General features: G+C 53.4%; 12 protein-coding genes and 1 pseudogene. 3 read left to right on the top strand and 10 right to left on the bottom strand.

The annotated features are described in order from the left end of the window. Positions 1-59: 59 nt before the first annotated feature. From NYE48_RS11760 to NYE48_RS11735, 6 genes are all read right to left on the bottom strand, one after another. Positions 60-3,044, bottom strand: a complete 2,985-nt coding sequence (locus tag NYE48_RS11760) for an extracellular solute-binding protein (protein WP_340998730.1) — start codon at positions 3,042-3,044, stop codon at positions 60-62. 13 nt (positions 3,045-3,057) lie between these two features. Continuing rightward, a complete protein-coding gene (locus NYE48_RS11755) occupies positions 3,058-4,176 on the bottom strand; it encodes an ABC transporter ATP-binding protein (protein WP_340998729.1) in 1,119 nt (372 codons plus the stop codon). 123 nt (positions 4,177-4,299) lie between these two features. Beyond that, on the bottom strand, positions 4,300-5,124 hold the full coding sequence (locus NYE48_RS11750; RefSeq protein WP_340998727.1) for a MerR family transcriptional regulator: 825 nt from the start codon (positions 5,122-5,124) through the stop codon (positions 4,300-4,302). 83 nt (positions 5,125-5,207) lie between these two features. Beyond that, positions 5,208-6,767 (bottom strand): IS5 family transposase, encoded by a 1,560-nt coding sequence (locus NYE48_RS11745; RefSeq protein WP_340996292.1) that lies wholly within the window; start codon positions 6,765-6,767, stop codon positions 5,208-5,210. A gap of 127 nt (positions 6,768-6,894) precedes the next feature. Continuing rightward, positions 6,895-7,719, bottom strand: coding sequence for an Hsp33 family molecular chaperone HslO (locus NYE48_RS11740; protein ID WP_340998724.1), 825 nt, complete (start codon positions 7,717-7,719; stop codon positions 6,895-6,897). Positions 7,720-7,831: 112 nt separating this feature from the next. Further along, on the bottom strand, positions 7,832-8,065 hold the full coding sequence (locus tag NYE48_RS11735; protein WP_340998721.1) for a hypothetical protein: 234 nt from the start codon (positions 8,063-8,065) through the stop codon (positions 7,832-7,834). Positions 8,066-8,466: 401 nt separating this feature from the next. On the opposite strand from NYE48_RS11735, the gene NYE48_RS11730 reads away from it, so the two are divergent. The 3 genes and pseudogenes from NYE48_RS11730 (at position 8,467) to NYE48_RS11720 (ending at position 10,898) form a co-directional block, all read left to right on the top strand. After that, the gene (locus NYE48_RS11730) at positions 8,467-9,201 is read left to right on the top strand and encodes a hypothetical protein (RefSeq protein ID WP_340998719.1); all 735 of its coding nucleotides are present in this window, start codon (positions 8,467-8,469) and stop codon (positions 9,199-9,201) included. A 227-nt stretch (positions 9,202-9,428) separates the two neighbouring features. Further along, a complete protein-coding gene (locus NYE48_RS11725; protein WP_036714106.1) occupies positions 9,429-9,779 on the top strand; it encodes a DUF2512 family protein in 351 nt (116 codons plus the stop codon). A 265-nt stretch (positions 9,780-10,044) separates the two neighbouring features. After that, positions 10,045-10,898: pseudogene (locus NYE48_RS11720) on the top strand (manganese catalase family protein). Between the two features lie 211 nt (positions 10,899-11,109). Here the strand turns inward: NYE48_RS11720 and NYE48_RS11715 are convergent. The 4 genes from NYE48_RS11715 to NYE48_RS11700 all read right to left on the bottom strand — a co-directional run bounded on the left by NYE48_RS11715 (position 11,110) and on the right by NYE48_RS11700 (position 14,532). Then, positions 11,110-11,835: a HEAT repeat domain-containing protein gene (locus NYE48_RS11715; protein WP_340998716.1), complete on the bottom strand. Its 726-nt coding sequence runs from the start codon at positions 11,833-11,835 to the stop codon at positions 11,110-11,112. Positions 11,836-11,915: 80 nt separating this feature from the next. After that, a complete protein-coding gene (locus NYE48_RS11710; protein WP_340998713.1) occupies positions 11,916-12,644 on the bottom strand; it encodes a DUF4274 domain-containing protein in 729 nt (242 codons plus the stop codon). 83 nt (positions 12,645-12,727) lie between these two features. Next, positions 12,728-14,392, bottom strand: a complete 1,665-nt coding sequence (locus NYE48_RS11705) for a DUF6138 family protein (RefSeq protein ID WP_340998710.1) — start codon at positions 14,390-14,392, stop codon at positions 12,728-12,730. Between the two features lie 2 nt (positions 14,393-14,394). Continuing rightward, positions 14,395-14,532: a hypothetical protein gene (locus NYE48_RS11700; RefSeq protein ID WP_340998707.1), complete on the bottom strand. Its 138-nt coding sequence runs from the start codon at positions 14,530-14,532 to the stop codon at positions 14,395-14,397. Between the last annotated feature and the right edge of the window lie 22 nt (positions 14,533-14,554).

Genomic DNA, 14,554 nt, shown 5'->3' with positions numbered 1-14,554 from the left:
GACTGCCCTTCAGCTTCGGGCTCCGCGCAGCTGCCGGCTGCCGTACGACCCGGGTCGCTTCATTCGACAAGCTGATCCACTCCTTCCCAAGGTTGATCCATCCGCGGAAGTTCCAGCGACTTCAGCGCTTCGCCGTTCGGCCCCGCAATCCCGAATTCCTGCTGCTTCCGCGCGAGCTCGCGGTTGATTTCCTTGATCGCTTTTTCGAGCGAAATACGAGGATTCTCCGCGTCGACGACCGTCCGGTTCCAGGCGAACCCGATCTCGCGATCCGTCATATACCCGCCCGGCACTTGAGGGACTTCCTTGGTCCACTTCCACTGCTCCAAAATGACGTTCAAATCCTGCGGTTTCCACGGCATCTGCGCGAAAGCCTGCACGTTGGCCGTGTTCCAGCGGAACGTTTCCCCGTAATACTGCTCGAGATTGAGCCCAAACTCCGTCTGGATTTCGGTGGACATATACCATTGGAGGAACTTCCAGGCTTTCTGCTGCTTTTCCGGAGCACTGCTCTTGAACAGCATCGCATTGGTCGGATTGGCGCCTCCCGACCAGCGTACCACGCTTCCGTCCTCCCGCTTCGTCCCCGGAATCGGGGCGATCGCCCAATCGTTGGCGATTTCCGGCGCGGCCACGAGCAGCTGGATGTACATATTGAAATCGGATATGCCGATCGGAATGTCTCCTCGCCTAAACTGGTTGTAGAAGCTCTGCACGACGCGCTCCAGCCCTTGGACGTTGTAGAAATCGGTCCACATTTTGTACGATTTGAACGCGTCGGGCGTATCCAGCCCCGTTTTCAACCCGTTCGCCGTATACAGATCGACGTTGTTCTGGAACAGGATCGGCGTATAATCCGCGGGATCCATGTAGAAGTTGTAATGGTTCTGCAGCAGCGTCGGCAAGATCGCGTAGACGTCGTCCCACGTTTGCGGCACTTTCAAGTCCAACTGATCCAAAATGTCTTTGCGGTAAAACAACACTTTGAACCGGACCGTTTCCGGCACTCCGTAATAACCGCCGTCATAATACAGCGGCTGCAGCATCCCCGGATTATACGCAGAGAAAAACTCGTCCGCGCCGGGCAGCTTGCTTAAATCAAGCGCCGCGTTGCGCAGCGCCATGTCGAACGGAACGTTGGCCGGAACTCCCAAAGCCACGTCGGGCATCATGCCGGATGCATTCGCCAAGGTCAGCATTTGCGGATTTTGGATCATGTTGATATGCACCTTGATCCCCGTCTCCGGCGTAAACCGGTCATTGACCAGACGCTGCAGCTCATCCACGTAATCCCGTCCCCAGACCATCCAGACTTCGAGCACGTCTTCGTCTTGGGCTTTCGTCGTCGAACCTTTTCCGAACGAATAAAACAAGGATTGGAGCATACCGCCCGTTTTCTGCCAAAAATTAGACGTCATGCCGGGCAGCTTCGCGTCCAGAGGAGCGACGAACAGCTGATCCAGCTGCAACGGGCTATCCATCAGGAGGGAACGGTTCGATTCGAGCGATTCCTGCACCGATGCGATGCGCTCCTTGGCGTAAGGAATCTGGTTGGGCTTATTCAGGATGCTTTTGAGATCGGCCGCCCCGTTTTTCAACATTTGCGTCACGTTATCGGTTTTCGGATTGATGCTTTTCATTTGGTTTTGCAGGGAAACGAATTGTTCGCGGATCCGCTCCAGCCGTTCGATTAACCCCGGAATATCCTTTTCGACGTTCCACACCCGGTATTTGTCCTCCCGGTTGCCGGTCGCCATCCGGAGCTCCAGCAAAATGGAGCGCAGCTCCTTGGATATACGGTCCATCTCGATCATCATGGGCATGTAGGGCTCATAATGGGCTTCCATGGCCAGCGTATGCGTGCCCTTGGTTAGGTAAAAAACGAACGGAGCCCCGTCCGAATCCGCTAACGTTATCCCCTTCCAACCGGAATCATAGGGAAAACGAACGGTTTTCATTTCCTGAAAGGGAATTTTGCCGTCAATGTATAAACTGCGGAATACAGCCATGTTTTTCATGCTGTTCTGATTGGCCCGCATGGCCAGCTTATACAGCCCGGTCTCCGGCACGTCGATCGTCCAGGCGACCGACTGTCCGCCCTCCATCCACCTTGAGCCTCCCAACGTGTTATAAGCAATGGAGCCGATCGATTTGGGATGCGACGCGGGATCGCGGTCATACACGTTTTGAATGGAGGTTGAGTTTTTCTGGTCGTAAAGCTCCGCCTCGACGACGATAGGAGCTCCCGACCGAACCCCATCCGCAGGATACGACGCTTTCGCATCCGCATACGAAGGCAGTTCCTCCGCCGGCTTGATCGTGATCCCGTGGAGCGCAACGGGCTGCTGCAGCACTTGCAGGCGGATCGTGTTTTTCCCCTGTTTCAAATGCCATTCAAGCGGAAGGGCGTAAGCTCCGTTCGATTCCCGAAACGCCGTCTTTTTCCACCCGGACACTTCTTCCACTTGGGCGCGCAGCTGGTTTCCGGACTCGTCGTACCGCTCTCTGCCGACTTCGCGGTAGTAACGTTCCAGCACGATCGATCTGGCTTCGTTGAACGGGTACTCGCCGTTGACGAAAACCGATAGCAGAACCGGTTGACGGTTGCCTCCGTCGCTCACGGGCAGCGGATAATAGTCGGCCCAAATCTCATACAGCCCTTCCCGGGCCACATCGACTTCGTATTCCACCCAACCGCGTTGGTTCGGCCAGACAAGCGCATCGGATTTTCCTTCGAAGGTTTCGACGCGAAGGTCGGCGTCATCGGATTTGGCGGTGAATGCCGAAGCGGGCAGCGTTTGCTCGGATGTCCCCTTCGATACGCCCGCTTTTTGCCAGGCTTGAAGCCGTTCCAGATAATAGGGTTCGATCGTCTCCTCTTCGCCCGGCATGGCATGGTCGGACGTTTTCTTGCCTTGCTGCGGTTCGGCAAATGCGGAAGGCGGATGGCTGTATGGCTGCGGCTTGATGAGGCTGACCACCGCTGCCAGCAATAAAACGGCGATGATGGAGCGTTTTCTCCACCTGTGCTTGTTGAGCTTCACGTCTGCAACCCCCTTATTTCGTCAGGAGCATTTCCGTATCTTTGTGGAAAAACAATGCCTTATCCATATTGATCGCCGCGGTAACCAAACTCCCGTCATCGCAGCGGATGCCTTCGTTCGCGCGGATGACGAGCCTGCGATCCTGTTTGATGTCAATATGGTAATAACGGTCGGAGCCGACGAATTCGTTGAACTGCAGGACGCCGGTGACCAGGGATTTCGAGGAAGCTTCGATCCGGTGCGGTTCAAAGCTGATATGCTCCGGGCGTATCCCCAGGATAATCTCCCGGTCGATCATATGGAGCGACCGCAATGTGCCGGCTTGCGCAGGCGGTACGGTCAAGTCAAAGCGGTTCGTATAAAACTGCAATTCCCCGTCCCGCTCCTGGAGCTTGCCTTTGATGAAATTCATCGGCGGATTCCCGATAAAGTTGGCCACGAACATATTCACGGGTTTGTTATAGATCATTTCGGGCGAGTCCACCTGCTGAATGATCCCCCGGTTCATGACGACGACCCGATCCCCCATCGTCATCGCCTCGATCTGGTCATGGGTGACGTAGATCGTCGTTACTTCGATTTTGCGGTGCAAATTGATGATCTCCGACCGCATCTGCACGCGCAGCTTCGCATCCAAATTCGAAAGCGGCTCATCCATGAGAAACACCTGCGGCGTCCGCACGATGGCCCGGCCTAGCGCCACCCGTTGACGCTGTCCGCCGGACAGTTCCCTCGGCTTCCGATTCAAAAAATTTTCGATTTCAAGCACGCGGGCCGCCCTCTTCACGGCAAGGTCGATTTCATGTTTAGGCAGCTTCCGCAAGCGAAGGCCGAAGGCGATGTTCTCATACACGCTCATATTCGGATACAGCGCATAGTTTTGAAATACCATGGAGATGTCGCGGTCCTTTGGGGGAATATCGTTGACCAGCTTGTCGCCGATATAAATTTCGCCGTCGGACACGTCTTCCAGGCCTGCCAGCATGCGCAGCGTCGTGGACTTTCCGCACCCTGACGGGCCTACCAGGACGATGAATTCCGTATCCTCCACGGTCAAATTGAAATCGCTTACAGAAATCTCTTTGTATTTTCCATACCGCTTGTAAACCTGATTGAATAGAATGTTGGCCACTGGCGATCCCTCCCGATTACTGCCCATTATAAAGGGGAGGCTGTTAATTTGGTGTTAATAAAGGTTTAAGCGATTTTATTTTGGAACATAAAAAGGGGGCCGTTTTCGGCTCCCCAATTCGGCTTATTCATTTGTTAACTGCCGATCGCCGTCTTCATCGTTAGACATGCCGCGGATCACGTCGGCCCTGTCTTCCCCTTTTTCATTCGCGTCAATTGCTTGCATTGCCCGCAGTAAATATTGAAACAACTCCGGAGTAAGCCCGTATTGAAGAACATTTTGTTTGCTTCCGGCATGATCGGCATGGAACGTATATGCGGCATTAATGATATCCGGAGCATTGCCGGTTACGGTTTTCACAAAACGTTGCCAGTAGTACGCCAGCGCTTTTACTTCGGGATCTTCTACCGGCAGCTTGTTGCTTCGGCATTTCTCCAACCGGGATATGAAGCTCCGCCATCCTTCCTTTAAATCCCGTTCCTCTTCGGGCGGAATCGATCGATAAACTTCTTTGATTTGCGCGATTTGTTCATCCGTCAGATAAAACCTCGTGTTCATCTGCATCATGACGACAATTTCGACAAGATCGCTTACGGACGGGGATTTTTGTGCTCGCAGCATGGTTTGGACTTCTTTCAGCGAATCGCAAAGCTTTTGCTGCCATTGCAGCATTTTCGTCGCCTTTTTCAATTGCAAATCAATCAAAAAAAGCGGGTTCACGGAAACCGAATGCATCAGGTCCCGAATCTCTTCGAGACTGAATCCGAAATCTTTTAGCGCTATAATGTGGTATAACTTCTTGAGGTCTTCTTCGTCGTATAACCGGTGTCCGCCTTCCGTCATATGGCCGGGAATCAGCAACCCGATCTGATGGTAGTGATGCAGCGTTCGGACCGAAACGCCGACCATTTTAGCCAAATCGCCGATTTTCATGTACTCTTGTTCCATTGCGCATCTTATCCTTTCCCCATGAGAGCAAGCAAGTCCCTGCTATTATATACGTAGGGCTTGCTGAACAAGATTCGTTCCATCTACACCCAACGCAAGTCTCTAAACCCAAGCAGTCTGAAAAAATGCAAAAAGAGAACACGCAGTCGCCGCTCCAGATTCATGACCAGAAACTGAAGGGCGATGACGGTCAAACTGGTTTCGGCGCCACGCGCCCGAATGCGACCTAGGCCCAATTTGCGCTTGCCTTCTCCAAATTTTCCTTCGATCGCATTACGCTGTACAGCGTCCTGGCGCTCTTGCCGACGATCGGCGACTTCACTTTGCTCTTTCGAGGGTCTGCCGAGCTTCGGGCCACTAAGGCGAATCCCTAGCGTTTTGCAATAGTTCAGGTTGTCTCGATTGCGGTAGATTTTATCGGCTAGAATGACGGCGGGATAATACCCGAATCGCTGTTTGTACGCTTCCACCGATGCTTGCAGCGTGGTTGCCTCGTTGAAGCTGTCCCATTGTGCCGTTTCGATCCAAGCGTAACCGTCCACCAGACTGGCGGCGATTTTGGCGCCGAACTCCACGTTCGCTCCAGCTTTGCCTCGAACCATCGGACGTACATGCGGCTGTTCGATACTCACGATGCGATCGGCGACGACATGCGTATTCTTCTCTAGCATTTCGCGCTGCTGACGGTAGAGCTCCGAGATGATCAGAAGCTGGCGATAGTGTCTTTTGCTCAGTTCCGTGAGAGGCGTATACTTTACGAGGGCTTCAATAATCCGCAGATTCCGTCCCACGTAGCCAAGTTGCTTTTTGATCGCTTTGCGGATCACCTTGCCCGATGCCTTGCGTTGCTTGGAAACACTCAGGTACGATTTTCTGGCTTTCTCGCGGTACGTGCGCGGCTTCTCCATCGCTCCGACATGGGGACGGTGCAGCACGTCGATGATGTCTTCCAGGATTTCACGGGCGTGATTCAGCAGCCCCAAGTCAGTCGGATACTTGATGTCCGCAGGCGCGCATGTCGCATCCAGCATGAGGGTGCCCTTGTTCATGACTTCCGCTGTCGGTGCGGCTGTAGATGGCAGGGCGTGTAGCTTTTTCGCCATGTTGCGGGGGTTCTTCGCCACAACAGGGGGCTCCTCGGGAATAGAGAAAGCGTCCCCTACCTCCATGGTGAGCTGCGAGCCGCCCGCGTCGTTGTCGTCGTCATCGCGATCCCGCTTGGACGATTTCGGTTTCGCCTCGACCTCTCGCTCTGCTTGCAGCGCGGCTTGGGCGATCCAGTCGTTGACTTCAGCTAGGATTTCCAAGCCGAGCCGTTCCCGAAAATGCGTGAGCAGGGAGTGATGAAACGGCACTTTATCGACATACGCGGTGTAGCCCAAGAAGAACTGCAAATATGGATTTTCCTGGATTTGTAAGGTGGTCTCGCGGTCACTTAAACCAAGGCGCTCTTTGATGATGAGCGAGCCGAGGGCGATACGTGCCGAGTACGCCTTTTGGCCGATGGCTGGGGACTTGAACGAGCTCACATATTTCTCTTCTACTTTGTCCCAAGGGATGATCGCCGCAAGCTGCACCCACCGATTGGTTGGATTTAATTTTCCGCCAAAGGGCAAATAGAAGTTTTCCAACAAGTCTGCCATATCTCGATTCAGCACGAACACTTTCGCTCACTCCATCTGCAAGGTTTTTTACCGATTTTCCGTGTTTTCTTTGCAGATGAATTCGACAATAGTGCCTCTAAACCCTTGTGAGATAAGGATTTTTTGATTATTCAGCAAGCCCTACGTATGTTTTGCCGCAGGTGCTGCATCCGATCTCGATTTCCTGGTTCTTGTCGATCGCCTGATTCAATTCTTCCATGCCCAATCCGAACAGCAAGCCGATCAAAGCATCTTTGGAACATCCGCAAAAAAGCCGCACGGTGCCAAATTCCATGACATCGGCGTCCGGGAACAACGTTTTTAATGTCTGTGGGTCCATTGGCAAGGACGCAGCCTTGAATTTCTCCCGGCTTTCATCCATCCGACTTGCCCACTTTTCGAACAACCCGTTTCCTGCAAACGGCAGCAGTTGAAACAGCATGCCGCGGCTAAAAGCGACGTTACCGTTTTTGTCCGTGCCATAATCATAACGAAAAAAAGTTTCCACCTGTTCGCTTTGCAAGAAAAAATGGGAGAAATCGTCCGTAATGTTGGCGTGCGGCATATCGACGGCACTGGTATACATCGCCCCCATTCCGATATCTTTCGTGATCCGGATCACGCCTTTGTCCCCGATCAGTTCCGGGATCGTCACGGGTTTTTGCTTGATGAATGTATCGCTGGCGTAACCCCTGACATTGCCCTCCGAATCAACATCGCAATGAATATAGGCGGAAGGCACCGACGTGTCGATGCGGATGCTTAACCGCTGACCATCCTTCAGTAAACCGCAAACCAGACTCGATAGCGTAAAACTCGCAGCCAACGCTTCCGCGCATAGGGGATGTATGGGACGCTCGCCGATCAGCTCGCGCATCATGAACGTGTTGTCCATATACAAAATTCTGGCTTGTTTGTCCGTAGTCATCAATTTTGCAATTGTCGCTTTCATCTCTGGTGCTCCTTTCCTCTTTCGCACCATCATACAACCTAACGTTACGTCAGATTCAAGAGCATGGAATCAAATCGCTAAAAAAGCCCGAAACTCGTGCGGATCTGCACTTTCAGCTAAAATGCTGTCCGGGCGTGATCCAGTGTTTTTTAAGCCGCTGCTCAAACACCGTATGATAATAGAATTTTCGCGGATAACGATCCTCCTGCAACACCCGGTACAGCACGGATTGACCTTCCTCGTAACGCACCGGAAATTCGCATTCGTCATATAACTGCCGCGATAATCGCTGAAGTTCCCTGTGATGTCCCTGCGATCTCCAGCCGAACCGGATTAAGTCCAGCAACGCCCCTACTTTACTAATTCCATTCCGTCCATCAAACACGAAATTGCTAGGCAAAACTCCACCATTTCGCGTTACACTGCAAATATTCTTCATTTATCAGGTACTCCCTGCCGGATTCATCTGGTGTGCGGTTTTAATATTCAACTAGAAAACGGCGAATAAAATCCTTCCGGCGTCGGAGATCAACCGCTATATTTAAAAGAAGGCGTTGGGTCGTCTTGGGCTGTTTTTGCATTCGCTGAACTTAGGATAAAAAATCCCCAGAAGGGGCAACTTCTTCCTGTCGAAAATCGTATATAATGGGGATAGTCGACGGACGGGAACGTTCCATCCAGCCATCGCGCAAAACGTTTCCAGGTGTCTCGACATACATAAATTTCATACTCGAAAGGATGCTTTACATGAAAAAATGGACGGCTTTATCCCTATCTTTGGCGCTGTGCGCATCATTGACAACCGCTTCCCTCGCTGCAGGCTCCATCCCGGCGAAGGCCGAGGCCGCCAAAGAATGGGTGAAATTACCGAATCAAGCCTCTTATTACGGCGAGGTCAAAAACGGGACTCCGGATGGGCTCGGAACGATTCAATGGGGCGAAGGCAAGCAGTATTCCGGCGCATTCGTCAACGGCAAACGGGAAGGCTCGGGAAAATACATCAACGAATATGTCGACGAAAACGGCGAGAAACATAAAGTCGTGTACTCGGGCTCGTGGAAGCAGGACAAAATGAGCGGCAAAGGGACGTTGACCCACAAAGTAACCCAGGAAGACGGCTCGGTCCGCTGGAACGAAATCCAAACCGGCACGTTCAGCGGCGGCGTTCTCCAAACCGGCTACAACGTCATCCATGCGCTGGCGGACCCGGATTACAGCTTCACCTACAAAAGCCCGAATGAAACGCTGAACATTCTTGACAGCAACGTCAACATGAAAGCTTTCTTTAAAAAAGGACAGATGTTTAGCGTCGATTACCGTAGCGGCTCCATTCACCACGCCTATAGCATATTCCCTGTGGATACCAAAGCGGAGCAGCGCAAATACGATGCGGCCCTAAAATATTTCCAAAGCCATACATCCAAATTCAATCCAATTTTGGACGAATTTGAGCGGTTGTCCAAGCAGCTGCCGCTGAAATAATCGAAGCAGGATAACCTTTTATAAAATGCTAAAAAAGCTGTGCCTATCATTGGCACGGCTTTTTGCATTACGGGCGGGGCGGCATGCCTCCGGATGACAAACCGTTCATTCGGGCCTTCCGTTCCTCTAAAGCGGAGTACCACAAACCGACAACGCTGTTTCAAGTCGATTCAACGGGTTATAAATGTATCAGTTGGGTAACCTAATTTTCAAAAGGAGTGATATTGATGGAAAAGCTGTTGGTGAAACTGGTCGTTCACGGCGTCATGATTACGGCTCTGATTTACCTGATGTCGAACGCGACCCTGATGTCGGCGCTGCTGGCCGCGCTTGGCATAGGCATCGTTGCTTACCTGCTGGGAGATCTCCTGATTCTACCAAGAACCAGCAACATCGTCGCAACCATCGCGGATGCAGTATTGGTTTTTGCCATGCTGTGGATCATCGCCGATGCCGCCGATTGGACGCTGAACCTCACGGAAATATTGGTGATCACCGTTTTGGCAGGAGTTTTTGAGTACTTCTTCCATATGTGGCTGCTGCGGGACCATACCCCGGTTCGCAGACAGCGGGCCTAACCTGTGGCGAGGGCTGACGGAGCCCTAACACGGTCAATACAACAATAGCGAAAAGACTCTCTGGCTTTGTGCTAAAGGGTCTTTTCGCTTCTTGTTATATTTTTTGCAATGGGTTGTCCTTAGTTTTTTGTAGAGACCTGGCTCGTCTTAAATTTTTTCCAGATGAGGACAAAGGAAAGGATTACCTGCCCCTTTAGCTGCATGAAACCGGCCGCCTTGAATGAAACTGAAGGCATACAACATTTCAGGAAAGCGGGGCATCGCCATGTATTTTTACAAGGAAGATTTGATCAACCTGATCGTACCGGATAAACCGGATCCTGCTGCCGCTAAGGTCCTGCAAGAAACGCTCGGCGGCCGTTTCGGCGAGATGCGGACCATGATGCAGTTCTTTTTCCAGAGCAACAACTTCCGGGGAAAAGACACCCGATACCGGGATTTGATCCGGGGCGTGTTTTTGGAGGAAATCAGCCATGTCGAGCTTGTGCAGCATACGATCAACCAGCTGCTGACAGGGGCTGGAGCTCCCGGACCGGGCAATGCCGGCATCGACGAAGCGCCGCTGGACGAGGCGATCAAACATGCGAACCCGCACCATTTTATCATGGGGGCTCAAAGCTCGCTGCCGGTCGATGCGGCGGGAAATCCATGGATGGGCAATTATGTATACGACCATGGCAACCTGGTAGCGAATCTGCTCGACAATCTCGTGCTGGAATCGACGGGCGTGCTGCAAAAATCAAGGATCTATGAAATGAGCTCGAACAAAACGTTCCGGGAAACGCTGGCTTTCCTGATCGTCCGCGACAATGCCCATCAAAACGCATTCGCCAAAGCGCTCGAAACGCTTGGAGTGGAGTGGGGCAAGCTCTTCCCGGTCCCGAATTACGATATCCATACATATCCGGAATGCAAAAAATATGTGGATATGGGCTTCCATAACGCCCAATTCAATTTCCGGCTGGACGCAACGAGGATCGGCGAAATTTTCAGCGGCCAAACCCCAAGCCGAAACGGCGGCAGTCTCCAAGTCGTTCAGCCGCCCGAAGGCTTTCCGGTTCCGAATTTGCCGGAGCTCCTAACGAGCACAGCCCCGGAATTCGCGATCTGAACGCCTAAGCCGGTTCGGGGAACAGGAGCCGGAATCGCTACGGATGAAGCAACCTGCTGCCGTATTCATCAGAGGCATACAAAAAGCCGTGCCATCATAGGCACAGCTTTTTTTGCTGTTTATCCGCATGTCCCCTCATTTTTGGTCAAATATCACTCCCGGCCCGCCAGGCTTCTTGCACGGAAATCCGCGCCTTGCTGCTTGTTTCAACCCCGGAGATCAATTCCTGCGGTAAGGCTCCAGTATTTTTCTCAGCATCCCTTTCACTTGCCTCATGGAAGAGGGGAGCTCTTTTTCGACCTGCTCCATCGAAGCAAAAGGGAACCCTTCCAGCAGCCCTCTAATGTTTGAGCGGATATAATCCTTGTTCGTTTTATGCTGCTGCAATAGCTTCTCAAAAACGGGAAGCAGCCTCGGATCCGGCACCCCTCCAAGGGCCTGCAGCGCCGTATGCTGCACTCGCGGATCGGGGTCTTCCAGGGCAGCCAGGAAGGCTTCTACGCAGCCGGCCTTAGCCTCTGACTTGCCTGCCAGATACAATGCCTGAACGCGAAACTCCTTGTGCGGGTGGCCAAAAAAAGGCAGCAGCATAGGCAGCATGTCCGCTCCGGAGTCGTGTAAAATCATGGTGACTAAGCGAAAGGACCGCTCGTCCGCCACGTCCGGCAACAAGGCGGCCAGCTCTTCAACAAAGCTTGCGTCCCCTTTCGGCCTATACCACTGGATCGACTCGAGCGCCGCCAATTGGCCTGCCATATCGCCGCTGCGAAGCATCTCCCGCAAAAGCGTCTTGGCCTGCCCGAATTTGAACTTGGCCAAAATTTGAAGCGCAGAGCGCCCGACTTCCCCCGGTTCCTCGGCATGCACGCCGCATAAAAAGCCGGCCGGATCGTGCTCAACGCAAATCTCCCCTTCATTCACAGGTAAGCTGAACCGCTGACGCATGACGCTCCCGCGTTCCCGGCCCCCATTAAAAACATCCCGCAGGCTGGCCGGGCAACCATAGAGCCGGTGTTGTCGCTGGCTCAGCGATCTTCCATGGCGTCCGCGGAAGCCACTTTTTTCTGCAGCCCTTCGGCAAGCCGCCGCCAAAGCCGGTATTCCTCGTTTTGCGACCATTCCTCTTCGTCCATGTCGAGCCAATAGTCGGCTTCCATCAGTTCGTACATATCCAGCAGCGTAATCTCGGCGCAAGCCGGATTTTCGTAAGCCGCAATCATCGGCTCCGGACCGTCATCCCAGTTGTAGCCGTCCACGACGGCATGGATCAATTCCGGCGAAGACAGCTCCCGGATCCGGCTGCACATGTCGTCGATCGACTCTTCATACAAAATGCCGTCCACGATCTCCTGTTCCCGCGGATCCAAAGTTAGCCGCACCGCACCGTTGGTGCCCAGGAGCAGGTCCGCCATCGTTTTGTTCCTTCTTGCCGCATTCCACGCCGTCCCCAAAATGCCGTACGGAGAATCCAGACTCGCTCCGAATTCGAGCAGCAGCTTGACGGTCTCCGCCTGCTTAAATTTCACCGCTTTTTTTAAGGCGGTATCGCCCAGCTTGTCTTCCGCCTCCAAGTCCACGCCTTTTTCCAGCAAAAGCCGGATTCCCTCGACGGGCATCCGGTTCGTGATGCAAAGCATCAGCGGGGTTCTTCCGCGAGCGTCCCGTTCGTTCGGATCAAGCAGATCCACGGCGCTGCGGATGTCAAGTTCCTTCGTTTTGCTGATTTCCGTCCAGTCCATTTCCTCGTTCCTCATTTCGTTTTCTTCCGTATGGATGCGATCCTGTTCCAGACAGGAAACGTTTAAAATTTTCTGCGGCCCCTCTTCCGCGACCGCTTTTAGGCCATCCACTCCGATATCCGCAAAAGCTTGTCCTTTAGCGGCGGCGAAGCTTTTTTGGCAACCTGCGCGAGTTTGCCCGGACTGCCGAATATCCGGTACAACACCGCTTCGCGCGGATAGCCTTTTATGGTTTCAAGCTCGGCCAACAACGCGTCCACATGCTCCGGGCTGTCGATCGGGGCGGATTTGACCGGCTTTGCGGATTCGCTTCCCCCGAGCAGGATCGATACCCATACCGGCATCGTTTCGACCGAGAGCCCATGGGCTTCGATAAAAGCGTCCGCATAACCGTCCTGCATGGATTGATGCTCGGTGTCGACAAGCTTCATATATTGTTGCACCAATTCAAAATAGGCATCGCTGCATAAACCAAGCCCGAACACCGCATAAGTGCCCGGCATGACGGATTTTTCTCCCGGCTCCACGTCCCGGTACCAAGCGAACTCCTCCATCGCCAGCCCGGCGTATTCCGCCAGCTTCGGATATAGCGCAGGATAACGAAGCGCATTTCCGAAAAATTGGTGCAGCCGGGACTTGGCCAGTTTGGGAAGCGGCAGGAAATGTTTTTCCTTGCTTTTGAGCCCGAATCGATATCCTTTCGGAAAACCATTCTTCAACAGGTCGATGAGATATTCCAGCGCTTCGGCATAGGCTTCTTCCTCTTCGGACAAGATGCGGATTTCGATCGTCTGCAGCACGTCGTTGGCTTTCCCTTGGAACCGCCCGCTCCGGCGCATGCTCTCGAATCGTCCGCTGCCATGCGCCAAAAACGCTGCCGCCTGCTCCGACCCGAGCTGCACGGCAAGTTCGAGATACTGCTGCCGGGTATCCGGCTCCAAATTTCCGATCTCCTGAGCGGCATACAGAAAAAACTCCAATTCGTCGGGAGCAGGCTCCCTGCGCCCGTCCGCCTCCTGAAGAACCCACGGCATGCCAAAGTCGCCGGTCCGCTGAAAATAACGGGGCAAAAACCGTTCCTGCGCCCATGCTTTGAACGCCGACACGCATTCGGCTTCCCATCCGGCCGCCCGCCCGCGGTTTTCCCGCAATTTGTCCCCGAGGCGCCGGATCAGCGGCTCGACGTTTTCCCGCTTCTGCTCGAACAGATCCGGGTTCAGAAGCAGGCGCGCAAAAAAGAATTCATCCTCCTTCGCCGGCCGCACCGGGAGATCGGACAGGATTTTCGTTTGGATGAACGCATCCAGACGCTGCCGGAGCCGAAGACGCTTCGCCTCGTTCACCAACACCTGCGAAAGCCGCAGCACATGGTCGTCCCGGTCAAATTCCAACACCAGCTCCAGACGGTAATCAAAAAATTGCGGATCATAAGGGCCATCCAAAAAAATCCGGTTCATCCGCTCAATGAAAGCAGGAAAAACCTCGTCCGCAAGAACCTCGTCCGTTAGCTCTTGAACGTAAGAGCCGGCCTCGGATTTATACGCGTCGTCGCTCCAATCGAACGGTTCAAAGACATCGATATGGACGCGTCCGTATCCACCGCCACCCTTCGGTTTTCTCCAGGCGACCCTCAGGTAATCCTTCATGCCGGCCTGCAGGCTCCTTCGTTTGGGAAGCTCTCCGATTCTCCGGTTTTCCCGTTCATAAATTTCCGTCATTCGATGCCATACATCCTGCAAAAAAGCTTCGGCTGCCTGGTTCAACGTCAATAACCCTCCCTTGCGATGACCGCGGTTTTTTCTGGCTGGGCGAGCGATCGCGGCGTTCCGAAGACCGCGACTTCAGAAGGATCGCGACGCTCCGTTAGCTTCGTGGAAAAAGCCGTCGGATCATCCACCGCCATCGGTTTGCCTTCTCCGGAACAC

Source organism: Paenibacillus sp. FSL M7-1455 (assembly GCF_038004655.1).
Classification (GTDB): Bacteria; Bacillota; Bacilli; order Paenibacillales; family Paenibacillaceae; genus Paenibacillus_AQ; species Paenibacillus_AQ cookii.
The sequence above is the reverse complement of the archived record's forward strand: the minus strand, read 5'-3'. Positions and strand labels throughout refer to the sequence as shown.

Bases quoted from the DNA above. Each gene is read 5' to 3' on its own strand.
- NYE48_RS11745 (WP_340996292.1), bottom strand. From the start codon at position 6,767: ATGGCAGACTTGTTGGAAAACTTCTATTTGCCCTTTGGCGGAAAATTA.
- NYE48_RS11725 (WP_036714106.1), top strand. From the start codon at position 9,429: ATGGAAAAGCTGTTGGTGAAACTGGTCGTTCACGGCGTCATGATTACG.
- NYE48_RS11710 (WP_340998713.1), bottom strand. From the start codon at position 12,644: ATGAGGAACGAGGAAATGGACTGGACGGAAATCAGCAAAACGAAGGAA.
- NYE48_RS11730 (WP_340998719.1), top strand. From the start codon at position 8,467: ATGAAAAAATGGACGGCTTTATCCCTATCTTTGGCGCTGTGCGCATCA.
- NYE48_RS11750 (WP_340998727.1), bottom strand. From the start codon at position 5,124: ATGGAACAAGAGTACATGAAAATCGGCGATTTGGCTAAAATGGTCGGC.
- NYE48_RS11715 (WP_340998716.1), bottom strand. From the start codon at position 11,835: ATGCGTCAGCGGTTCAGCTTACCTGTGAATGAAGGGGAGATTTGCGTT.
- NYE48_RS11740 (WP_340998724.1), bottom strand. From the start codon at position 7,719: ATGAAAGCGACAATTGCAAAATTGATGACTACGGACAAACAAGCCAGA.
- NYE48_RS11700 (WP_340998707.1), bottom strand. From the start codon at position 14,532: ATGGCGGTGGATGATCCGACGGCTTTTTCCACGAAGCTAACGGAGCGT.